The sequence below is a fragment of the Cobetia sp. D5 genome, from assembly GCF_035666195.1.
Classification (GTDB): Bacteria; Pseudomonadota; Gammaproteobacteria; order Pseudomonadales; family Halomonadaceae; genus Cobetia; species Cobetia amphilecti.
Genome location: NZ_CP142020.1, coordinates 3853107 through 3875467, shown reverse-complemented (window position 1 = coordinate 3875467; position 22361 = coordinate 3853107). Strand labels below are relative to the sequence as shown.

General features: G+C 64.1%; 19 protein-coding genes. 11 read left to right on the top strand and 8 right to left on the bottom strand.

Annotated elements, in window-relative coordinates:
• The first annotated feature begins 192 nt into the window (after nucleotides 1-192).
• Nucleotides 193-1446: an OmpP1/FadL family transporter gene (locus U0O11_RS16025; RefSeq protein WP_279837643.1), complete on the top strand. Its 1254-nt coding sequence runs from the start codon at nucleotides 193-195 to the stop codon at nucleotides 1444-1446.
• A 177-nt stretch (nucleotides 1447-1623) separates the two neighbouring features.
• On the opposite strand, the gene U0O11_RS16020 is transcribed toward U0O11_RS16025, so the two are convergent.
• The 6 genes from U0O11_RS16020 to U0O11_RS15995 form a co-directional block, all read right to left on the bottom strand.
• A complete protein-coding gene (locus U0O11_RS16020; RefSeq protein ID WP_279837642.1) occupies nucleotides 1624-2706 on the bottom strand; it encodes a porin in 1083 nt (360 codons plus the stop codon).
• A 353-nt stretch (nucleotides 2707-3059) separates the two neighbouring features.
• Entirely contained in the window at nucleotides 3060-4655 is a 1596-nt protein-coding gene (locus U0O11_RS16015; protein WP_279837647.1) for an ABC transporter ATP-binding protein, read from the bottom strand.
• Nucleotides 4656-4802: 147 nt separating this feature from the next.
• Nucleotides 4803-5726 (bottom strand): ABC transporter permease, encoded by a 924-nt coding sequence (locus tag U0O11_RS16010; RefSeq protein WP_107335886.1) that lies wholly within the window; start codon nucleotides 5724-5726, stop codon nucleotides 4803-4805.
• Nucleotides 5727-5740: 14 nt separating this feature from the next.
• Nucleotides 5741-6667: an oligopeptide ABC transporter permease OppB gene (oppB, locus tag U0O11_RS16005; protein ID WP_279837641.1), complete on the bottom strand. Its 927-nt coding sequence runs from the start codon at nucleotides 6665-6667 to the stop codon at nucleotides 5741-5743.
• Nucleotides 6668-6726: 59 nt separating this feature from the next.
• On the bottom strand, nucleotides 6727-8364 hold the full coding sequence (locus tag U0O11_RS16000) for a peptide ABC transporter substrate-binding protein (RefSeq protein ID WP_279837640.1): 1638 nt from the start codon (nucleotides 8362-8364) through the stop codon (nucleotides 6727-6729).
• Nucleotides 8365-8514: 150 nt separating this feature from the next.
• The gene (locus tag U0O11_RS15995) at nucleotides 8515-10140 is read right to left on the bottom strand and encodes a peptide ABC transporter substrate-binding protein (RefSeq protein ID WP_324690714.1); all 1626 of its coding nucleotides are present in this window, start codon (nucleotides 10138-10140) and stop codon (nucleotides 8515-8517) included.
• A 419-nt stretch (nucleotides 10141-10559) separates the two neighbouring features.
• Between U0O11_RS15995 and prfB the strand changes: the two genes are divergently transcribed.
• The 6 genes from prfB (at nucleotide 10560) to U0O11_RS15965 (ending at nucleotide 16133) form a co-directional block, all read left to right on the top strand.
• Nucleotides 10560-11658, top strand: a protein-coding gene (gene prfB, locus U0O11_RS15990) for a peptide chain release factor 2 (protein ID WP_107335890.1) whose coding sequence is annotated in 2 segments (ribosomal slippage) — nucleotides 10560-10634 and nucleotides 10636-11658 — 1098 coding nt in all. Because the reading frame shifts where the segments join, the coding sequence is not laid out codon by codon here.
• Nucleotides 11659-11822: 164 nt separating this feature from the next.
• Complete coding sequence (lysS, locus tag U0O11_RS15985; protein ID WP_043336301.1) at nucleotides 11823-13361, top strand: lysine--tRNA ligase; 1539 nt, start codon at nucleotides 11823-11825, stop codon at nucleotides 13359-13361.
• 367 nt (nucleotides 13362-13728) lie between these two features.
• Nucleotides 13729-14112, top strand: coding sequence for a hypothetical protein (locus U0O11_RS15980; RefSeq protein WP_043336300.1), 384 nt, complete (start codon nucleotides 13729-13731; stop codon nucleotides 14110-14112).
• Between the two features lie 205 nt (nucleotides 14113-14317).
• Nucleotides 14318-14629, top strand: coding sequence for a BolA family protein (locus tag U0O11_RS15975; protein WP_043336297.1), 312 nt, complete (start codon nucleotides 14318-14320; stop codon nucleotides 14627-14629).
• Between the two features lie 2 nt (nucleotides 14630-14631).
• On the top strand, nucleotides 14632-15603 hold the full coding sequence (locus U0O11_RS15970) for a hypothetical protein (protein ID WP_279835845.1): 972 nt from the start codon (nucleotides 14632-14634) through the stop codon (nucleotides 15601-15603).
• Nucleotides 15600-16133: a GNAT family N-acetyltransferase gene (locus U0O11_RS15965; protein ID WP_279835848.1), complete on the top strand. Its 534-nt coding sequence runs from the start codon at nucleotides 15600-15602 to the stop codon at nucleotides 16131-16133. Before U0O11_RS15970 ends, U0O11_RS15965 begins: the two co-directional genes overlap by 4 nt.
• A gap of 194 nt (nucleotides 16134-16327) precedes the next feature.
• On the opposite strand, the gene zapB is transcribed toward U0O11_RS15965, so the two are convergent.
• Nucleotides 16328-16588 (bottom strand): cell division protein ZapB, encoded by a 261-nt coding sequence (gene zapB, locus U0O11_RS15960; RefSeq protein WP_054556544.1) that lies wholly within the window; start codon nucleotides 16586-16588, stop codon nucleotides 16328-16330.
• A 182-nt stretch (nucleotides 16589-16770) separates the two neighbouring features.
• The gene (gene rsmD, locus U0O11_RS15955; RefSeq protein WP_279834585.1) at nucleotides 16771-17445 is read right to left on the bottom strand and encodes a 16S rRNA (guanine(966)-N(2))-methyltransferase RsmD; all 675 of its coding nucleotides are present in this window, start codon (nucleotides 17443-17445) and stop codon (nucleotides 16771-16773) included.
• Between the two features lie 451 nt (nucleotides 17446-17896).
• Between rsmD and ftsY the strand changes: the two genes are divergently transcribed.
• From ftsY to rpoH, 4 genes are all read left to right on the top strand, one after another.
• A complete protein-coding gene (ftsY, locus tag U0O11_RS15950) occupies nucleotides 17897-19312 on the top strand; it encodes a signal recognition particle-docking protein FtsY (protein WP_442872662.1) in 1416 nt (471 codons plus the stop codon).
• Nucleotides 19309-19977 carry a cell division ATP-binding protein FtsE gene (gene ftsE, locus U0O11_RS15945; RefSeq protein ID WP_043336289.1) on the top strand — a complete coding sequence of 223 codons (669 nt, stop codon included), beginning with the start codon at nucleotides 19309-19311 and terminating at the stop codon, nucleotides 19975-19977. The genes ftsY and ftsE overlap by 4 nt, the downstream gene beginning before the upstream one ends.
• Nucleotides 19974-21056, top strand: a complete 1083-nt coding sequence (gene ftsX / locus U0O11_RS15940; RefSeq protein ID WP_043336287.1) for a permease-like cell division protein FtsX — start codon at nucleotides 19974-19976, stop codon at nucleotides 21054-21056. The genes ftsE and ftsX overlap by 4 nt, the downstream gene beginning before the upstream one ends.
• 258 nt (nucleotides 21057-21314) lie before the next feature.
• Complete coding sequence (gene rpoH, locus U0O11_RS15935) at nucleotides 21315-22190, top strand: RNA polymerase sigma factor RpoH (protein WP_043336284.1); 876 nt, start codon at nucleotides 21315-21317, stop codon at nucleotides 22188-22190.
• Nucleotides 22191-22361: the final 171 nt, after the last annotated feature.

The following is a 22361-nucleotide window of genomic DNA, read 5'->3' as shown; positions in this document are numbered from 1 at the left end:
GAGACAGTGCAGACATGAATGAAAGTTCCCTGAATACTAGAAATCTCCCTATTCAAACAAACGTTCGCCCTTGACTTGAGCGATCGACTCGCCCAAAACGTAAGTGACAGGGCTATGCATCAACGAACGATAACAACAACATGCAGCTCTCCAGCCACCTGCAATGGGACGCCATCCATAATGAAAAACAAGATGAACAAACTCACCCTCGGGGTCGCTCTGGCAACGGTAGCCACGGCTTATGCCGGTGGCGTTCACGCGGGGGCCTTCCAGCTGAACGAGCAGAGTGTCAGCACCCAGGGCACCTCCTTCGCCGGGCGCGCCTCGAATGCCAATGATGCCTCCACCGTATTCGGCAATCCGGCCGGCATGTCTTTCCTGGATCGTGCCCAGATCACCGGCGGTGTGACCTATCTGGACGTCAATACCGATATTGATGTCGCCAGCGCGAATGATGCACTCGGTCGGCCAGTCTCTGGCGGAGATGACGGTGACATGGTGCCAGGGGCGGCAGTGCCTTCCTTCTATTACGTGCAGCCGATGAACGACCGGGTAGCACTGGGCTTCGGGGTCTACGCGCCCTTTGGTGTGATCACCGATTATGGTTCTGATTTCCGCGGCCGCTATTTCGCCAATTACAGTGAAGTCGAGGTGGTCACCGCCCAGCCGACCATCTCCTACCGCATCAATGACAAATGGGCCATCGGCGCCGGTGTGACCTACAACAGCGTCAAGGGTGAGCTGACGTCGAATACTCTCGATGCTGGCACAGGCGATGGCAAGGTCAAGATCAAGGGCGACGATGCCGCTTGGGGCTACAACGTCGGGGTCATCTTCCAGCCGGTGGAAAGCACCCGTCTCGGTCTGTCCTATCGCTCCAAGGTGGATTACAGCCTGGAAGGCGAGGCCAAGTACAACAATGTCTTCACTGGCACGGGCTTCGCGAATACCGAGCAGGATGCGTCGCTGGACGTGACCCTGCCGGAAAGCATCGACTTCTCCGTGACGCACAAGCTGGATGATCGCTGGACGCTGATGGCGGGTGTGACCTGGGTGCACTGGAGCCGCTTCGATGAGATCGCGGTGGAAGTCGACAACATGAACGACATCGTCGAGGAGCAGGGCTACGAAGACAGCTGGCAGTACGCGGTGGGTCTGAGCTATCAGCTCAATCCGCAGTGGGTGCTGCGCACCGGCATGGCCTTCGATGACAGCCCGACCGTGGATGAGCATCGCAGCGCGCGTATCCCGTCCGGTGATCGCACCATCTTCTCGCTGGGGGCCGGCTGGACGCCGATGCCGGAGCTGACCATCGACATGGCCTACACCTACCTGTGGGAAGAGACGGCCACCGTCAGCCTGAGCGAGCCCAACCGTGGCACCTATGAAGCCGATTACGAGAATGAAGCGCATGGCTTCGGTCTCGGCGCGACCTATCGCTTCTGAGCACGTCAGCGGCTGAAACGCTGAGCTGATCTCGGGACAACCGATACAACCGACAAAAAAACGCCCGGTCATATGACCGGGCGTTTTTTTGTCATCCCTGCCGGGTTCATCAGGCAAGGGGGAACTATCGCCTCAGCGCGAGCATTGGCGAACCGTCACCAGCGTCAGACATGACGATCAGAAGTCGTAACGCGCCAGGAACATCAGCTGGTCGCGGTCGGCGCTGTACTCGCTGCCGTCTGACTGGCGGCTGTTGTCAAAGCGATACTCGGTGGCCAGCGTCAGGTCCTTGACCCGCCAGGCCGCGCCCAGAATCTGATAGGCGTAGCGTGCTTCGCTGTCGGCGTCCTCCAGGTGATTCAAGCCACCGTAGAGCTCGACACTGTCATCGCCCCAGATGACCTCCTTGAACTTGTAGTTGACCACGAATTCCGCGCCGCGCGCCTTGTCGACGAAGCTTTCCGAGGAGTCCAGGGTGCTGCCGGCGATGTGGTTGCGATATTCCCCGCCGACGAGGGCGATGTACCAGTTGCCCGGTGACCAGTGACCGCCGAGCAGCCAGGCATCGATATCGCCGTTCTCGCTGTTGCCGCTCTCGTAGTCGCTCAGCTCCGTATGGTGGAAGACCCCGCCCACCGTGAAGTCCTCGTTCGGGTGCCAGTTGAGCGCGGCTTCATAGCTGTAGTCACGCTCATACCCCGAATACTCGGTCTCGGTGGTGAAGACGCCATCCTCGAAGAGTGAGGTCTCGTTGCTGTGCTGGCCATCATGGCCGAGCTGGTAGAGCAGGCCGACAGTAACGTCGTCGAAGCTCTTCTTCCAGTAGAGCGAGTTGTCCGGCCGCCCCGTGCCATGCAGGCCGCCGTCACCGCTGCGGCCTTCGAAGGTGCCGGACGCCTCGCCACCATTGATCCAGAACCAGTCGGTGTTGACGGCCACCATGTCGTACCAGGGGCCATACTGCTTGCCGACCGTGAAGCTGCCCCATTTCTCGTGGGCCGCTCCGGCATAGAGCATGCGCTTGTAGTGAGCATCGGTGCCGTCCTTGAACCAGGGATCGAAGCCCCATTCGGCGCGGATGATGGAGCTCCAGCCCTGCTCGAACTGATGCTCGTGGATCAGGCGCACCCGCGAGCCGCCGTTGTAGATCTCGTCGTGTGCGCCATCCTGGATCACGGCAAACGCCGCCAGGCGGCCACTGAACTCGACGCGGTCGGTATCCGTCTTGTAGACCTCGATGGCCTGGGCCATGGGGCTCATGCTCAGCAGTCCCGTACCGAGCAGGGCTGCGCCAATCGCGTGACGCAGTCGTGAGTGAGTGTGAAGGGGGATGCTGGCTGTTGTTGTAGGTTGCATCGTCATCCTGTGCATGTCTTTCCATCGGTGTGGGTCATGCCGGAGCGTCCTGCTCCGGCCTCGGTCGGGTGCAAGCACCCGGTTGGCAGCCAATGTCGATTTGTGTGAGCGACTCGGCTGCCCTTGCCCGGGGCGAGGCCGGGCGCTCATCGCCACCCTTCAAGCAGGCAGTGATTAGGCCCTGCGCCTTTTCTCAGGCAAAGCGGGGTCTTGATGGGCGCCGCAGCGCCCATCAGTCATGTCGTCTTTTCAGGGGGTCAGTGGTGCGTCTGTCCCAGGTCCGGGGCGAAGGCAGCCTGCATCAATTCACGCGTATAACGCTCACGGGGTGCCTCGAAGATGGCGTGGGTGCTGCCGCTTTCCACCACCTCGCCTTCCTTCATCACGATGAGGTGGTCTGACAGCGCACGCACGACCGCCAGGTCATGGCTGATGAACAGATAGGTCAGGCCATGGCGCGCCTGCAGGTCGCGCAGCAGGTCGATCACCGTGACCTGTACCGAGCGGTCCAGCGCCGAGGTCGGCTCGTCCAGCAGCAGGAATTCCGGCTTGAGCACCAGGGCGCGGGCGATGGCGATGCGCTGGCGCTGACCACCGGAGAATTCATGCGGATAGCGATTGCGCATGCCGGGGTCGAGGCTGACCTCGCTCAGGGCGTCGCAGACCCGCGCATCGCGCTGGGCGCGATTGAGCTCGGGGTGATGCATGCGCAGGCCTTCGCTGATGATCTCGCCCACGGTCAGGCGCGGCGACAGGGAGCCGAAGGGGTCCTGGAAGACGACCTGCATGCGCGAGCGCAAGGGGCGCATGCCCGACTTGTCCAGCGGCATGATATCGACGCCATCGAAGCTGATCTGGCCCTGGCTCTTGAGCAGGCGCAGCAGGGCGCGACCCAGCGTCGACTTGCCGGAGCCGGACTCGCCGACGATGCCGATGGTCTGGCCGCGTCGCACCTCGAGATCGATGCCGCGCACCGCCTCGAAGGCGACCTTGGGCCCGAACAGTGGACGCTTGATGGTGAAACTGACACGCACATCGCGCGCCGACAGCAGCACCGGTGCATCCGCGGCCACCGGTGCTTTCTCACCGGCCGGTTCGGCATCGATCAGCATGCGGGTGTAGGCGTGCTGCGGGCTCTCGAAGACGTCGTGGGTGGCGCCAGTTTCCAGCAGCTCGCCGTGACGCATCACGCAGACGCGGTCCGCGAAGTGGCGCACGATGCTCAGGTCGTGGGTGATGAACAGGATCGCCATGCCGTAGCGCTGCTGCAGCGACTTGAGCAACCGCAGGATCTGCGCCTGCACCGTGACATCCAGCGCGGTGGTCGGCTCATCGGCGATCAGCAGGTCCGGCTCGCAGGCCAGCGCGATGGCGATCATCACGCGCTGACGCTGGCCACCGGACAGCTCATGGGGATAGCTGTCGATACGCCGTGCCGGCTCCGGGATGCCGACCTGCTCGAGCAGTTCCAGCGCCTTGTGGCGAGCCGCGCGGCCCTTGAGGTCACGATGCAGCGCCAGTACCTCGATGATCTGGCGCCCGATGCGGTGCAGCGGGTTGAGCGAGGTCATCGGCTCCTGGAAGACGGTGGCGATGCGGTTGCCGCGCAGCTCGCGCATGCGACGCGTCGAGGCACTCAGCAGGTCTTCGCCGCGCAGGCGGATGGCACCCTTGATCTCGGCGAGTTCCGGCAGCAGGCGCAGGATGGCGGTGGACGTGACCGACTTGCCGGAGCCGGACTCGCCGACCAGCGCCAGCGTCTCGCCCTTGTTGAGGGTGAAGCTGACGCCCTTGACGGCGGGTACCGCGCCATCCGGCAACTGGAAGTCGACCTTGAGGTCATCGATCTCCATCAGCGGCGGCGTGCCCGGCGCCTCGGCCGTCAGTCCCAGGCGAGTCAGGGTGTCGGCGCGTGCCTGGTCGGCGGCGTTGCGTGCTGGCGGCAAGCTGGAGGAGGTGCCGGAGGTAGAGGGTGAAGAAGTCATGATCAGCGCTCCGGTTCAGCGAGTCTTGGGGTCGAGGGCATCACGCAGCCCATCGCCGAGGAAGTTGAGGCAGAACAGGGTCGCGGCGAGGAAGGCCGAGGGCACCAGCAGCATCCAGGGTGCGGTCTCCATCATGTCCTTGCCTTCGGAGATCAACACGCCCCATGAGGTCAGCGGTTCCTGCACGCCGAGGCCGAGGAACGACAGGAAGCTTTCCAGCAGGATGACCTTGGGCACCGTCAGCGTGACGTAGACGATCACCGGCCCCAGCGCATTGGGGATCAGGTGGCGGGTGACCACCTGCAGGTCGCGCACCCCCAGCGCATGCGCCGCCTCGACGAATTCGCGCTTCTTGAGTGCCAGCACCTGGCCGCGCACGATGCGCGACATGTCCAGCCACTCCACCGCGCCGATGGCGGCGTAGATCAGGAAGATGTTGCGACCGAACACCACCATCAGCAGGATCACCAGGAACATGAACGGCAGCGAATACATGATGTCGACGAAGCGCATCATCAGGTTGTCGGTACGTCCGCCGAAGTAGCCGGAGACGGCGCCGTAGAGCACGCCGATCACCAGGCTGACGAAGGTGGCGACCAGCGCCACCGACAGCGAGATCTGGCCGCCATGCAGGGTGCGGGTCAGCAGGTCGCGGCCGTTGACGTCGGTGCCGAAGACGTGGCCGGAGGCCAGGTCCGGACCGGTGCCGATGGCGTTCCAGTCGACTTCATCGAGTTCGAAGGGCGTCAGCCACGGGCCGATCAGACAGGCCAGCACGATGACGGCCATCACCACCAGGCTGCACATGGCAGCGCGGTTCTGCTTGAGACGACGCCAGGCGTCGCGGGTCAGGCTGTCGCCTGCCGGCGCGGCAGGGGGCTGGCCATCGAAGGCGCTGGCACCGCCGGTGCCGTGGGGAGCGGGAGTTGTCTGTGACATGTCAGGGCCTCGGGTCAGTCGTCGTAGCGGATCTGCGGGTCGAGCATGCTGTAGAGCAGATCGACGATCAGGTTGAGCAGCAGGATCAAGGCGCCATAGAAGACCACCGTACCCATCACCAGGGTGTAGTCACGATTGAGCGCACCCTGCACGAAATAGCGCCCGATGCCGGGAATGCCGAAGATCTGCTCGATCACCACCGAGCCGGTGATGATGCCGGCGATGGCCGGGCCGAGGTAGGAGACCACCGGTAGCATCGCCGGTCGCAATGCATGGCGCAGAATCACCTTCCACTCGCCCAGGCCCTTGGCGCGGGCGGTGCGGATGTAGTGACTGCCGAGCACCTCGATCATGCTGGCGCGCATCATGCGGGCGATGTAGGCGATCTGCTGGATGGAGAGCGCCACCACCGGCAGCAGCAGGTTCTGCCAGGCGCCACCGTTCCAACCGCCGGCCGGCAACCAGCCGAGCAGCACGCCGAACACCAGCGCCAGCAGCGGGGCGATCACGAAGTTGGGCACCGCGATCCCCGCCAGCGCAGTACTCATCACCACGTAATCTGCCGTCGAGTTGCGCCGGATGGCCGCGATCACCCCCAGCGGCACCCCGATCAGCAGCGCGGCCAGAATCGCCCACATGCCCAGCTCCAGACTGGCCGGGAAGCCCTGGCTGATCAGCTCGCTGACATCGAAGTCCTTGTACTTGAAGGACGGGCCGAGATCGCCCTGCACCAGATCGCCCAGATAGCGCAGATACTGCATCGGCAATGGCTCATCCAGGTGATAGGCCGCGCGCAGGTTCTGCTCGATTTCCGGGGGCAGGCGGCGCTCGCCATCGAAGGGGCCGCCCGGGGCGACCCGCATCAGGAAGAACGACAGGGTGATCACGATCAGCAGGGTGGGAATCGCCTGCAGCAACCGTTTGAGGGTGTAGCTCAGCATCCAGTGCTCCGTCCGGGCCGCTGCCCGGGTGTGTCGTTGTTATTGGTGACTGTTGTCTGTCAGTGCGAGGTATCGAGCTGCAGATAGCGACTCGGGTGCACGTCCAGCGCATTGGGCGCCCAGCCGCTGATGGCGGGGTCGACCAGGCTGGAGGTGACATAGTCGTAGAGCGGCAGCACCACATCGTTGTCGAGCAGATACTGCTCGGCGTCGTGGAGCTGGCGCTGGCGGGTGCCGACATCTCCTTCACGCGCCGCCGCCTCGATCAGCGCATCGTAGGTCGGCGAGCTGAGCCCGGGCGCGTTGGAGGTGTTGTCGCTGCTGAAGGCGTTCAGGAAGTCGTAGGCATCGGCGATGGTGGCGATCATGCCGTAACGGCCGACCTCGAAATCGCCCAGCGCCAGATCGCGGTAATGCACCGCGGCCTCGGTGTTGGTCAGCGTCACCTTCACGCCCAGCGGTTTCCACATCGCCCCCAGGGCCACGGCGATCTTCTTGTGGTCTTCCAGGGTGTTGTAGCGCAGGGTCAGCTCAAGCGGGGTATCCGGGCCGTAGCCCGCGTCTGCCATCAGCTCACGCGCCTTCGCCATGCGCCTGTCCATCGACCAGTCAGCGAAGTCGAAGCGCGCGCCCTGATGCTCACCCAATGCCTTCGGCACGAAGTGCCAGGAGGGAATCTGGCCCATGCCGAGAATGCGCTCGGTGATCACCTCACGGCGCGTGGCCAGATTCAGCGCGCGACGAATGCGCGGGTCGGCCACCGGCGAGCCATCACGCAGATTGAAGACATAGAAGTACTCGCCGAGGATCGGGTAGGTCTGCAGGGCAGCGGCCAGATTGTCCTGGATCCAGGTGTAATGGCTGGCGGGCACACCGTAGGCGATCTCGACTTCGCCGGCGCGGAAGCGATTGAGCGCGGCATGACTCTCCTCGATGGGCAGGTAGACCACCTCATCGAGCGCGACCGTGTCCGCCGCGTGATAGCGCGGATTGGGCGTCAGGCGAATCTCGGCCTGGGGCGACCAGGTCTTGAGCACGAAGGCGCCCGAGGTGGCCATGTTGGCCGGCCGCGTCCAGTCAGCGCCCTTGGCCGCGATCACATGGCGTGGCAGCGGAGCGGCTTCGCTCATCGCCAGCGTCTGCTCCAGCGTCGCCGAAGGGTGGCTGAGAGTGATGGTAAGCGTGCGCGCATCCGGTGCGGCCACGCCGAGTTGATCCGGTGCCAGCGCACCGGTATTCACCGCGCGGGCATTGACGATCGGGTAGTAGAGCGTGGCGTTGTGGGCCGCGGTGGCGGGTGTCAGCAGGCGGCGCAGCGCGAAGACGGCATCCTCGGCGGTCAGCGGCGTGCCGTCTGACCATTCGAGCCCCTCGCGCAGATGAAAGGTCCAGCTCAGCCCATCGGCGGACGACTCCCAGCGCTCTGCCAGCCCGGGAGTCAGCTCGCCGTCGGCGGAGTAGGCGATCAGCGGCTCGAACAGATCACGCGTGATGCGTGTCTCCCAGGTGCCGTTGGTCTGTTGCGGGTCCAGCGAGCCGGGCTCGGCGCCATTGGCGATACGCAGGATCTGCTCGCTCTGGCTCGTGGATGCTGCGGCCATGACGCTGCCGGAAGCGCCAAGGGAGAGGGGAAGAGCGGACAGCAGCAGGCCTGCGCTGAGGCTTGCCGCGCATTGCATCGGTGAGGTGGGGGACATGCATGAACTCCTTGTCACGCCCGTGGGGCGCGACGTCATCTTCTGGTGCCATCCTTGGCAGATGCCACGCTCCTGCCCTGACGGACACGAGCGTGGACCCATGACGATCTAGAGAGCGGCGAGCCGGGTCAGAGGCTCACAGGGCTCGCCTCACTCGGAGAACGAGACCCAGCGCGAGCGGTGAGTATCCTCGATGTTGTTCTTCCAGCCGCTGAGCTTGGGGTTCACCAGATTGCGCGACACGTAGTAGTAGATCGGCAGCACGGCGTAGTCATCCAGCGCCTTGCGCTCGGCGTCCTGCATCAGCGCCTCGCGATCCTCTATGTCGAGCGTATTGGCAGCCTTGTGCATGTCGTCATCCAGCGCACTGTTGGAATAGGCGCCGTAGTTATTGGGCACGCCGCTTTCCAGCAGGTTGAGGAAGTTCTGGGCGTCGTTGTAGTCGCCGATCCAGCCGGCGCGGCCGACATCGAACTTGCCCTGGCGCATGTCCTCGTAGTGCACCGCGACTTCGGCGTTCAGCAGATTGACCTTCACGCCCAGCGGCTTCCACATCGCGGCGGCGGCGATGGCCACCTTCTTGTGGTCTTCGCTGGTGTTGTAGCGCAGGGTCAGCTCCAGCGGGTTGTCCGGACCGTAGCCGGCGTCTTCCATCAGGGACCTGGCCTTCTGCATGCGCTCATCCATCGACATGTCCTTGAAGGCCATCTCCTGGATGTCGTAATGGTTCACGCCGGTGGGCACGAAGCTGTAGGCCGGCACTTCGCCGGTGCCGAGAATCTTGTCGGTGATGATGTTGCGACGGATGGAGAGGTTGAGCGCCTCGCGCACGCGCGGGTCTGCCGTGGCATGGCCATCGCGCGAGTTGAGCACGTAGTAGTAGATGCCCAGGTAGGGCGCGACGTGGGTGGCGTCCGGCAGGTTGTCCTTCAGCCAGCCGTATTGCTGGGTCGGGAATTCGCGCGCGATGTCGATCTCGCCGGCGCGGAAGCGCTTCAGGGCGCTGTTGCGCTCCTCGATGGGGTAGTAGATCACCTCATCCAGCGCGACCTCATTGGCATCGTGGAACTCAGGATTCTTGAGCGCGACGATGCGGGTCTGCGGCTGCCACTCGCTCAGCTCGAAGGCACCGTTGGAGACCATCTTGCCGGGGTCGGTCCAGTCCTTGCCGTACTTCTCCACCACATGTTTCGGCAGCGGGTAGGCGGTGTAGTGCGACAGCTGATCCAGGAAGTAGGGCGTCGGGCGCTCGAGGGTGATCTCGAGGGTGTGATCATCCACGGCACGCACGCCGAGGGTGTCCGGCTCGGCTTCGCCACTGTTGATGGCCTTGGCGTTCTTGATCGGATACAGGATGTAGGCGTAATCCGAGGCATTTTCCGGCGTCATGATGCGCTTGAGCGCGTACACGAAGTCCTCGGCGGTCACCGGCTCACCGTCTGACCACTTGCCGTTCTCGCGCAGCGTGAAGGTGTAGGTCTTGCCATCGTCGGAAATCTGCCACGACTCGGCCGCGCCGGGGATGCGCTCGCCATCGGCCGCTTCGGTGACCAGTCCCTCGAAGAGATCGCCTACCACGTCATTTTCCCAGGTGCCGGAGATCTGCTGCGGGTCCAGCGAGGCCGGTTCGCCCATGATCGCCAGCTTGAGCGTGTCGGCCATGATGCCCTGGGAGGCGACGATGCCCCCGGCCAGCAGCAGAGAGCCTGCCAGGCGTTTGAGCGCGAAGCGTCCGGGGAGCACCGGGGTGTGAGAGGGGGAGTGCAGTCGTGCCATGATAGGGAAGCTCGCTATTGTTGTTAGGGGTAATACGAGTGTCGCCTTCTACCATCGAATCTTTTCCTGCCCGCTGTCCATGTTAAAAAATGGATGGCTTATGCATGCATTCGATAAACGTCATGCAAGGCGTGGAAACTCGGGCCATTCGGGGCTGACGGGCCTTTGAATGACTTTGGTCGTATTCGTCGCCTGCCCGCTGATGGGTGGCATGCCTGACAGCCGAGAGCCGCCGCTTGCCCGCTGGCCACGGATGATGGGCCGGGCATGGTCGCCACGCCGGGAAATGGCTACAATATCGGGCTTTGCGCGCTGTCGATCTGCACATGCACCCTGGGGTGGCATGTGGCGGAGCCCGTCGCTTGCGACAGGATCGCCGCGCACCCATTCACGCATCATCGCCTCAAGACAGGACGACCATGCAAGAGATCAATCCGATCACCAACCTCATCAAGGACCTGTCCGAAAGGGCAGAAGTCCTGAGGGGGTACCTTTGACTATGCCGAAAAGCAGGATCGGCTAGAGGAAGTCACTCGCGAGCTCGAGAATCCGGATGTCTGGAATGACCCGGACTACGCGCAGAAGCTCGGCAAGGAACGTGCGTCGCTGGAGCTGGTCGTCAAGACCCTCGACGACATGAGCAACGGTCTGTCCGACTGCTCCGATCTGCTGGAAATGGCGGTCGAGGAAGAGGATGAAGGCACCGTGGACGAAGTCGTCCGCGAGCTGGACCAGCTCAAGGCCAGTCTCGAGAAGCTCGAGTTCCGCCGCATGTTCTCGGGTGAGATGGACGCCAACAACGCCTACCTCGACATCCAGGCAGGCTCCGGCGGTACCGAAGCGCAGGATTGGGGCAACATGTTGCTGCGCATGTACCTGCGCTGGGCCGAGCATCACGGTTTCAAGACCGAGATCGTCGAGGCGAGCGCCGGTGAAGTCGCCGGCATCAAGTCCGCGACCATCCACGTCGAGGGTGATTACGCCTTCGGTTGGTTGCGCACCGAGCTTGGCGTGCACCGTCTGGTCCGCAAGAGTCCCTTCGACTCCGGCGGCCGTCGTCACACCTCGTTCGCGTCCGTGTTCGTGTCGCCGGAAATCGATGACAACATCGAGATCGACATCAATCCGGCCGACCTGCGCACCGATACCTATCGCTCCTCCGGCGCCGGTGGTCAGCACGTCAACACCACCGACTCCGCGGTACGTATCACCCACGTGCCGACAGGCATCGTGGCGGCCTGCCAGACCGAGCGTAGCCAGCACTCCAACCGTGACCGCGCCATGAAGATGCTGAAGGCGCGTATCTACGAAGCCGAGATGCAGAAGCGCAACGCCGCCAAGCAGGAACTCGAGGACTCCAAGTCCGATATCGGCTGGGGTAGCCAGATCCGCTCCTACGTCCTCGATGACCAGCGCATCAAGGACCTGCGGACCAGCGTCCAGTCGAGCAACTGTGACAAGGTGCTCGACGGCGACCTCGATGACTTCATCGTCGCCAGCCTCAAGATGGGGCTCTGAGCGCGAGTACCCTCGCGGCCCAGCGCCTATTCGCCTCCGCCGGTCTCGCCGGCGGAGGCCACGAATCCCCGTATCGCGGTCAGCCCTGATGGTCACAATCGTCAGGCTGACCATGATCTGTCGTGGCCCAGGCCATGACCCTTTGACACGAGACAGGCCCCTCCATGTCGACAGAGCAGACCCCCGCCATTGATGAGCAGCAGGCCGCCGAGCAGGCTCAGGAAGAGAACCGCCTGATCGCCGAACGTCGCGCCAAGCTGAACGCCCGCCGCGAGCAGGCCGCCGCCGAAGGCAAGAGTGCCTTCCCGAATGATTTCCGTCGCGACAGCCTCGCCGCTGACCTGATGGAAGAGCTGGGCGAGAAGGACAAGGCCGAGCTGGAGACGCTGGACCGCAAGGCCGCCGTCGCCGGGCGTATCATGCGCAAACGTGGCCCCTTCATCGTGCTGCAGGAAGTCTCCGGTCAGATTCAGCTCTACGTCGACAAGAAGGGCCTGCCGGAAGCGCTGCTCGAGGACATCAAGAGCTGGGATATCGGTGACATCGTCGGTGCCAGTGGCCCGGTGCACAAATCCGGCAAGGGCGATCTGTATGTCATGATCGAAAGCGCCCAGCTGATGACCAAGAACCTGCGTCCGCTGCCGGACAAGTTCCACGGTCTGTCCGATCAGGAAATGCGCTATCGCCAGCGTTATGTCGACCTGATCATGAACGAGCAGTCACGCCGCACCTTCGCGCTGCGTGCCGGCATCGTCGCCTCCATCCGTCGCTTCCTCAGCGAGCGCGGCTTCATGGAAGTCGAGACGCCGATGCTGCAGCAGATTCCGGGTGGCGCGACCGCGCGTCCGTTCATCACGCACCACAATGCGCTGGACATGGAAATGTACCTGCGCATCGCGCCGGAGCTGTACCTCAAGCGTCTGGTGGTGGGCGGCTTCGAGCGCGTGTTCGAGATCAACCGCAACTTCCGCAACGAAGGGCTGTCGACGCGTCACAACCCCGAGTTCACCATGCTCGAGTTCTACTGGGCCTACGCGGACTACCGTGACCTGATCGCGCTCACTGAAGACATGATCCGTACTGCCGCGCAGGAAGTGCTCGGCACCACGCAGATCACCTGTCAGGGCAGCGAGTACGACCTGAGCCAGCCGTTCATCCAGATGACCATGCGCGAGTCGATCATCAAGTACGGCGATGGCATCACCGAAGCCGACCTGGCCGATTATGACGCCGCGCGCGCCACGGCCGAGCGTCTCGGTATCCAGGTCAAGCCGATCTGGGGTCTGGGCAAGCTCGAGACCGAGATCTTCGAGGAAGTCGCCGAGCACCGTCTCGACCAGCCGACCTTCATCACCGAATATCCGGCCGAGGTCAGCCCGCTGGCGCGTCGCAACGATGCCAACCCGCACGTGACCGATCGCTTCGAGTTCTTCGTCGGTGGCCGCGAGATCGCCAATGGCTTCTCGGAGCTCAACGACGCCGAAGATCAGGCCGAACGCTTCCAGGCCCAGGTGGCCGAGAAGGACGCTGGTGATGACGAAGCCATGTTCTACGACGCCGACTACGTGCGCGCGCTGGAATACGGCATGCCGCCGACCGCCGGTGAAGGCATCGGCATCGACCGTCTGGTGATGCTGCTGACCGACAGCGCCTCCATCCGCGACGTGCTGCTGTTCCCGGCGATGCGTCCGCAGCAGGGCTGAGCAGTCGGCCGCCAGCCCATCCCCATGGCGCATCATGACGCGCCATCGTGACGGGCCGCGCTGAGGGCACCCGCAACGCCTCCGATCCCTGATCGGGGGCGTTGTGGTCCCTGCCTCACACGAATGACTGACGACGAGTGCCTCGCGGGGCATGATCGGTGCCGATGAGGCAAGGTGGCGCTTGGCTTTGTTGCCCGCGAGCGGCCATAATGGTCGGCGTCCAGTCTGCTGGCGCCCTGGCACTGCCAGGGTGACGCACTGGACGCCTCGAGGCTCACCCGCATCGCGTGCCTGCTTTATGAGCGGCGCTGCCATCCACGGTGTGTCCTGTCTCGGAATTGTCCCTGAATGTCCTGGAGAGTGCAGAATGAAGCTGCTTAACCGTTCCGCCCTGAGCGTCAAGCCGACCCAGGCGTTTGTCGACTGGATCAACTCGCTGGAATCCGAAGGCGAGGGAGGCGAGGATCTGGCGCTGGAGGATGTCAATCAGGAGAGCACCGTCTACCTGATTCCCGAGATGGACACGCGTGAGGCGCTGGACGGCTTCGTCTCCGAGCGCTGGCTGGACGTGCTGGAAAGCGAGCTGCGCGCCTGGGAAGAAGACACCCGCCATTGGCCGGAGCCGATGGACAAGGCACTCTTCGAGCGCTTCCTGACCGTCGAGCACAGCTATCTGGCGGTCGACCTGGACGACGAGGCACCGCTGGAAGTCAGCGAAGTCGATGACGAGCTGCTGGCCGATCTGGACTGACTCTTCGGCATGATGGCCGTCGTCGCCGCACTTTCCGCAAGAGCTGTCAGCAAGCGCCGTCAGCAATGACTGTCAGTGATGGCGACAGACGCTACAATGGCCTCGGGCAAAATGCCCGAGGCCATTTGCGTTGTGGCGATCGCATCGTCACCCTCAATTTTCCGCATGTCCGTCGTGCGGCTTCCCCCCTTCAAGGAGATTGCGCATGAGCATCCAGACCCAGATAGACACCAAGCTCGCGACGCTTGACCCGTTGATGGTCGAAGTCGTCAACGAGAGCCATATGCATAGCGTGCCGGCTAACTCCGAGACCCACTTCAAGGTCACGCTGGTCAGCGATCGCTTCAGCGGCCTGTCGCGGGTCAAGCGTCACCAGCAGCTGTATGCCTTGCTCAGCGAAGAGCTGGATGGCCCGGTGCATGCACTGGCACTGCACCTGTACACCGCGCAGGAGTGGGCGGCACGCGGTGGCGAGATTCCGGATTCCCCCAACTGTTTGGGCGGCGGCAAGCACTGACCATGACCCCTGAACCGCAACGCCTGCAATATCTGGACGCGATGGGACTGACCGCCTGGGTCGGTCGCTATCAGCTGCCCAATGCCTTGCCCACCCAGGCGTGTGACTGGCCCGAGCCGCAAGCGGCGGAGGCGGTCGCGCCTCAGGCGCGCCTGCACGCGCTGATCGATGAGGCGCCGCGCCCGCCTGCTGCCCACCAGACGGCGGATGCCAGCCATGGCTCCTCCGCTCAGGCTGGCGGCATGGCCGGCAGCGCGACGCCACGCCCGGCAGGGCCTTCTCCGGCCTCGAGTGCACGCGCCTTGCTGGGCATGGCGCCGGCGGCGGTCGAAGCCCCCGCTGCGGCTGCCCCGCCGACGCCCGGCGCTGCCGAGACCAGCAGCACCGCCTCGTGGGGGACGCCGCCGACGCAGGTCTCGGCCGAGGCACCGGCAGCAGATGAGGCAGTGACACCGCCAGCGGCAGACAAGCCGCCACTGCGCTTCAGCGTTCAGCTGGCGGCGCTGGAAGGACGCTGGTTGATCATGCTGCCCGGTGACGAGGCACCGCATCTGGAAGGGGAAGCCTTGCTCAAGGCGTTGTGGCGCGCCGCCGGTATCGAGGCGGCATCAGGGCTTTCCTTCAGCCACTTCCGCTGGCCGCTGTTGCCCAACCTCAAGGCCAGTGCGCCACTCGAGGAAGCCCGCGAAGGGTTGCATGCCTTCCTGAGCGGCCCAGCACGTCGTGGTTGGCAGCCGGAGAGGCTGTTGATCTTCGGCAGCGATGAGGCCAGCGAGACGCTGCGCGAGGTGCTTGGCATCACCGCTTCCGAGCGCGGCGAGGCGACCTCCAGTCTGCTGAACCTGCCGGTCTGGCAGGGGCCGGCACTGCCGGCGCTGGCGCACTCCAGTGAGGCCAAGCGCAAACTGTGGCCGCTGTTGATCCGCTGGGGACGCGAGTGGCAGTCGGCATCGCCGCAGACGGACGCCTCATGAGCGAGTCAGTTTCCCGGCGCCTCGAGCTGCGTGAGCTGGCCGATGATCAAGCGACCCTGACGGCGCTTGAGGCTATCGAGGCCAGCCAGGCACATGGCCTGAGCGCTTCACAGCTGATCGATGTGCTCAACGATGACGCGCGCTGTGTGCTGGGCGCCTGGTGGCAGGCCTGTGACTCGCCGACTTGTGAATCGTCGGGCGGTGAGACGTCGACCGCAGAGCTGATCGGCTTCGTGGTGCTGGCGCGTGGGCCCTTCGAGGCCGAGATCGAGGCGATCACCGTACACGCCGCGCAGCGCGGGCAGGGCGTCGGTGCACGCCTTTTGGCCGCCGCCATCGCGCAGGCGCGTGACTGGCAACGTGACTCGGGGCTTGAGCGCCTGCTGCTGGAGGTGCGCGCCAGCAATGCCGCCGCCGCAGCCCTCTATGCGAAGGCCGGCTTCACCCGGGATGGAGTGCGCAAGGGCTACTATCCGCTGGCGGATGACGGGCGAGAAGATGCCTGGCTCATGTCGCTGCCGCTGGTGTGATCCTGGCCCTTCTGTCTTGGGCTCCGGCTATCTCCCTTGCGCTGGTGCCGATACGAAAACGCCGCCGACAGTCTCCTGTCGGCGGCGTTTTCATGAGGCCCTGTTCATGAACTCTTGTTCAAGCGCTCCTGTTCAAGAGCCATTGTTCAAGAGTGCAGGTTCACGCGGCCCAGCGCGCAGGGCGCGCGGGAGCATCAGGCGCTCTGGGTTTCGCTCTCGGTCTCGCTGAAGCGTGCGACCAGTGCTTCCAGACGCTGTGCCCACTGGTCACGCTCTTCCTGCAGTTGAGCGTTGGTCTGGCGCAGCTGCTCCAGCTCTTCGCCCTGACCTGTCTTGGCTTCGGTCAGGCGCTGGTTCTCTTCCTTCAGCTCTTCGACTTCCATCTTCAGCATCTCGATGCTGTCGATGGCCTGGCCGACTTTCTGCTCAAGTTGGGTAAAGAGTTCGGTGCTCATGCTATCTCCTTGTCGAGTCACGGTCGTGGCCCGAGGGGGTTCGTTGAGGGCGGTAAAGGTATGCGGTAAATGCTGGTGCGATGAATATCGGCCATGTCGGGAATCCTTGCCGGATGGCGCAGCGATACCCGCCTGCAGGCAGACTACGACGCCGCCTGAGTCGACACAAGTGGGAAGGTGGCTCAGGCGGGCGGATGGCGCCGATACAGGCGGCCATGACTGTCGCCGGCACGGCTTTCCCGGTGCAGCTGCCAGTTGGCGGGCACCACGGGGTCGAGGCCGGATTCCACTTCCAGATAGATCATGGCGTCATCGCTCAGCCAGCCATGCGCTTCGAGCAGTGCGCAGCTCGCGGCGGCCAGCTCGAGCCGGAAGGGCGGATCGAGCAGCACCAGATCCATGCCGCCTGCAGCGGGTGTGGCCGTCTCGAGCCAGTGCAGGACATCGCCGGTCACCACCTGTGTTGGCAGGCTGTCACCGTTGGCGAGGGTCGCGAGATTGGCCTCGAGCGCACGCGCGACGCGGCTGTCGCGCTCCACGAAGGTGACATGCGCCGCCTCACGCGACAGCGCCTCGAGGCCCAGCGCGCCGCTGCCGGCATAGAGGTCAAGCACGCGGGCGCCGCCGACATGAAAGCCCAGCCAGTTATAGAGCGTCTCACGCACGCGGTCGGGCGTCGGGCGCAGGCCCGGTGCGTCGATCACGTTGAGCAGGCGGCGCTTGAAGCGCCCGCCGATGATGCGCAGGCGACCTGGCCCGCCGGCGGCCTGGCCACGCTTGCCGCTCTGTTTGTCAGCGCGCGAGGGCGCGTTGGATTTGCCCCGTGCGGGGCCTTGGGAGGATGCGCGTTTTTTCATGCCGCGAGTCTAGCATGTGCGACGCCGGATGCCGCGCGGTGCGTACCTTCAGCCCCGAAGGGATGGTAGGATGACGCCACTTTCACGAGTTCAGGACTGTCTCGCCATGTTCGGTTTTTTCAAGCGCAAGAAACACAAGGCTCAGGAGCAGAAAGCCTCCGAGCAGCAGGCCCTCGAGCAACAGGCTCTTGAACAGACACAAGACGCCACGCCCCACGAGCAAGCCGATGCCGAGCAGGCAGCGCGGCTCGAGGCGAAGCGTCTCGAGGCCGAGAAGGTAGAGGCAGAGCGCCTTGCCGGTGAAGAGGCGGCTCGGGTCGAGGCTCAGAAGGCCGAAGAGCAGCAGGCCGAGGCTCAGAAGCTCGAAGAGCAGAAAGCCGAAGCTGAAGCCGAGCGCCGCGCCTCTGAGCAGGCGGCTGCCGACCAGGCCGCCAGGGCAGAGGCCGAGCGCATCGCGCAGGAACGCGCAGCGCAGGAGCAGGCCGCTCAGGAACAGGCCGCCCGAGACGAAGCGGAGCGCACCGCCCAGGAGCAGGCCGCTGCAGAACGCGTCGCCGCCGAAAAGGCCGCCCGGGAAGAGGCGGAACGTCTGGCTGCCGAGCAGGCCGCCCAGGCAGAGGCCGAGCGCATCGCTGCCGAACAGGCCGCTCAGGCCCGTGCGGAAGAAGCCGCCAGTGAAGCGCGTGCCGAAGAGGCGCGTATCGCGGCTCGCGAGGAAGAAGAGCGTCAGGCCGCCGCGCAGCTGGCCGCCATCGAGGCCGAAGAGCAGGCCGCGCTGGAACAGGCTCGCCAGGAAGAAGAAGCACGTGCCGCCGAGGCTGCCGCCGCTGGCGCAGACGCCGTGGTCGAGGATGACGCTGCGCGTGATACTGCCCGCGATGGTCGGGAAAAGCCGCGTCGTGGCTTCTTCGCGCGTATCAAGGCCGGTCTTGGCAAGACACGCGCCAATCTGACCGAGGGCGTCGCCAGCCTGTTCCTCGGCAAGAAGCAGATCGATGATGAGCTGATGGAAGACCTCGAGACCCAGCTGCTGATGGCAGACGTGGGCATCGAGGCGACCACCGAGATCATCGACAACCTGACCGCGCGTATCTCGCGCAAGGAATTGAAGGAGCCGCAGGCGCTCTACGAAGCGCTGCAGGAAGAGCTGCGCGTGATGCTGGCGCCGGTCGCCAAGGACCTGGAGCTGCCGGCCAAGGGCAGCGGTCCCTTCGTGATCCTGATGATCGGCGTCAACGGCGTCGGCAAGACCACCACCATCGGCAAGCTGGCCAAGCGCTATCAGAGCCAGGGCCGCAGCGTGATGCTGGCGGCGGGCGATACCTTCCGCGCCGCGGCGGTGGAGCAGCTCAAGGTGTGGGGCGAGCGTAACAAGGTGTCGGTCATCGCTCAGCATACCGGCGCCGACAGTGCCTCGGTCATCTATGACGCCCTGGAAGCCGCCAAGGCGCGCAACGTCGATATCCTGATCGCCGATACCGCGGGCCGCCTGCACAACAAGAGCCACCTGATGGAAGAGCTCAAGAAGGTGCAGCGCGTGATGGCCAAGCTGGATGTGTCCGCGCCCCACGAGGTGATGCTGGTGCTGGATGCCGGTACCGGCCAGAACGCGCTGTCACAGGCTTCCACCTTCCATGAAGCGGTCAACATCACCGGCCTGACGCTGACCAAGCTGGATGGAACCGCCAAGGGCGGCATCATCTTCGCGCTGGCCAAGCAGCTCAATCTGCCGATCCGCTATATCGGTGTCGGGGAAGGTGTCGATGACCTGCGTCCCTTCGCGGCTGATGACTTCGTCAGTGCCCTGTTTGCACGTGCTGGCGATGAGGCAAGCGAAGAGGCCAACGCCGAGTCGCGCGAGGCATGATTGCCTTCGAGCATGTCGGCAAGCGCTATGGAGGGCGCTTCGATGCACTGGCCGGGCTCGACTTCAGGGTCGAGCGTGGCGAGATGGTCTTTCTGACAGGCCATTCCGGTGCCGGCAAGAGCTCGTTGCTCAAGCTGATCATGCTCCTCGAGCGCCCCTCGCGTGGGCGCATTCTGGTGGCGGGGCATGATATCGGGCGGCTGCATACCTCCCAGGTGCCGTATTACCGCCGCCAGATCGGCGTGGTCTTCCAGGACCACCAGCTGCTGACCGACCGCAACATCTTCCACAACGTGGCCCTGCCGCTGATGATCCAGGGGGTTCCGCCGCGTGAACAGGCACGGCGGGTGCGGGCGGCGCTCGACAAGGTCGGCCTTCTGCATCGTGAGAAGGCGCTGCCGATCGAGCTGTCCGGTGGTGAGCAGCAGCGGGTCGGCATCGCGCGCGCCGTGGTCAACAAGCCCGCGCTGCTGCTGGCCGATGAGCCGACCGGCAATCTGGACCCGGCACTGTCCGCCGACATCATGCGTCTGTTCGAGGACTTCAATCGCATCGGTACCACGGTGATGATTGCCAGTCACGATCTGGCGCTGATCGCCCGCCTGCACCATCGCACGCTGGAGCTGTCCGATGGTCGTCTGATCGCCGACAAGGATGCCCGATGAGCCCCCCGCGTTCCCGTAACGAGTCTCCCTCTTCTTCACGCGAGCGTGGCCAGCCCCGCGCCGAGACGCGTACCCGCAAGTCCGCCGCGCAGGCGCCTGGATCACCGGAGGCCGCCGAGCGTGCGGCGCGCAAGGGTGCGCGCTCCAGTCGCGTCTCGGTCGAGAGCCGCTACCGCAGCTGGCTGCGTCATCACGCTGCCATGGCGCGCGACAGCGCACGCCGCCTGTTGGTCGCGCCCATCGCCAGCCTGCTGACCATGCTGGCCATCGCCATCGCGTTGACGTTGCCGGCGGCGCTGTGGCTGGCACTGGACAGCGCACGCCTGCTCGACAATGAACTCAATGACAGCGCCCAGCTCACCCTCTATCTCGAGACCTCGGTCGACGAGAGCCAGGCGCTGACGCTGTCGGACTCGCTGCGCGACGCTGCTGGTGTCGGGGGAGTGCGTCTGATCACCGCCGCCGAGGGCATGCAGGAATTCGCCCAGGCGCTGGACCTCAAGCGCTCGCTGAGCCTGCTGGATGACAATCCCTTGCCGGCCAGCATCGTCATCACGCCGCTGGACACCACGCCGGAGTCCGTCCGCGCCCTGGCCACGCGCCTCGAGGGCGAGCCGGGTGTCGCCAGCGCACGTCTGGATCTGGCCTGGCTCGAGCGTCTGCGCCAATTGGGTGAGCTGGGTCAGAAAGTGACGCTGGGACTCGCGTTACTCTTCGGGCTGGGCGTGTTGCTGGTGGTGGGCAATACCATCCGCCTGTCCGTGGAGAGTCGCCGCCAGGAGATCGAGGTCGTGACGTTGATCGGGGCGACCCACGCCTTCGTACGGCGTCCCTTCCTCTACAGCGGCGCCTGGTACGGTCTGGGAGGAGGGCTGCTGGCCTGCGGAATCCTGGCGCTTGGCGGCAACTGGCTGGCGGCACCCGTGACGGCCCTTGTACAAAGTTATGGCGGCAACTATGTGTTGCCCGCGCTGGGCGTTGCAGGGGGTGCCACGCTGCTGTTTTCGAGTACAATATTGGGCTGGATAGGGGCCTGGATCGCGGTCGGACGTCATCTGGCGAGTATTTCTCCGCGCTGATTCCGATTATTTTTCGCGGTTTTCAGCCAGTATTTCTGCCCAGGAAGGTCAAAAGTTACGTTCCGACAACATTCCTGTCGGACGTCAGTGAAGGGGGTTGGTGGGTGGTTAAACGCACCACACACCCGACAGCGTTACGAAGTGCTACTCGTCATGACAATTGTACACGCCATGTACAGCTATTGACGGGAACCTGTCCCACCCTTCACAGTCTCACTACTTGCATGCGTGTTAGGCAACCATGGAGACATCTGCACTATGAGCACCAGTCTTCAGCCACTTGGCCACCTGTCACCGGGTCAAGATCTAAACGGCTATATTCAGTCGGTGAACCGTATCGCTGTGCTTACTGCCGAAGAAGAGCATGAGCTGGCCCTGCGGTTGCATGAAGAGAATCATCTGGAGTCGGCCCGTCGACTCGTCATGTCGCACCTGCGCTTCGTCGTGCATATCGCGCGCAGTTACAGCGGCTATGGCTTGCAGCAGGCGGACCTGATCCAGGAAGGTAACGTCGGCCTGATGAAGGCGGTCAAGCGTTTCGACCCGCATCAGGGCGTACGCCTCGTCTCCTTTGCCGTGCATTGGATCAAGGCCGAGATCCACGAGTTCGTGCTGCGTAACTGGCGCATCGTGAAGGTCGCGACCACCAAGGCTCAGCGCAAGCTGTTCTTCAACCTGCGTGGCGCCAAGAAGCGTCTTGCCTGGTTGAACAACGATGAAGTGGATGCCATCGCGGGCGATCTGGACGTCAAACCTGCCGTGGTGCGTGAGATGGAAAGCCGTCTCTCCGCCCACGATGCAGGCTTCGACGCCGGCCCCAGCGACGACGAGAGCTCTGCCTATCAGGCGCCGGCCAACTATCTGGAAGATCACAGCCTCGATCCGGCTGCCCAGGTGGAGCAGCAGGACCTGGAAGACGACTCCCACGGTCGTCTGCTCAAGGCGCTGGCGGCACTCGATGAGCGTTCACGCGACATCCTCCAGCAGCGCTGGCTGAGCGACAACAAGTCGACTCTGCACGAGCTTGCCGACATCTATGGCGTCTCTGCCGAGCGTATCCGTCAGCTCGAGAAGAACGCGATGAAGAAGCTGCGTGAATCGATGGGTGACATGAGCGAAGGCTTCGCTGCCTGAGCTTTATGACCCCATGACATGAGCCCGCGATTTTCAGGCTCGCTGTCACGCGAAAATGCCCCGCCGGGTTTCCCGGCGGGGCATTTTCGTTGAGGGAGAGTGGATCCCGAGGAATCCGTCGTTATTGGTTGAACAGTGCAACACAATGTTTCATTCTGTCACACTAAGACA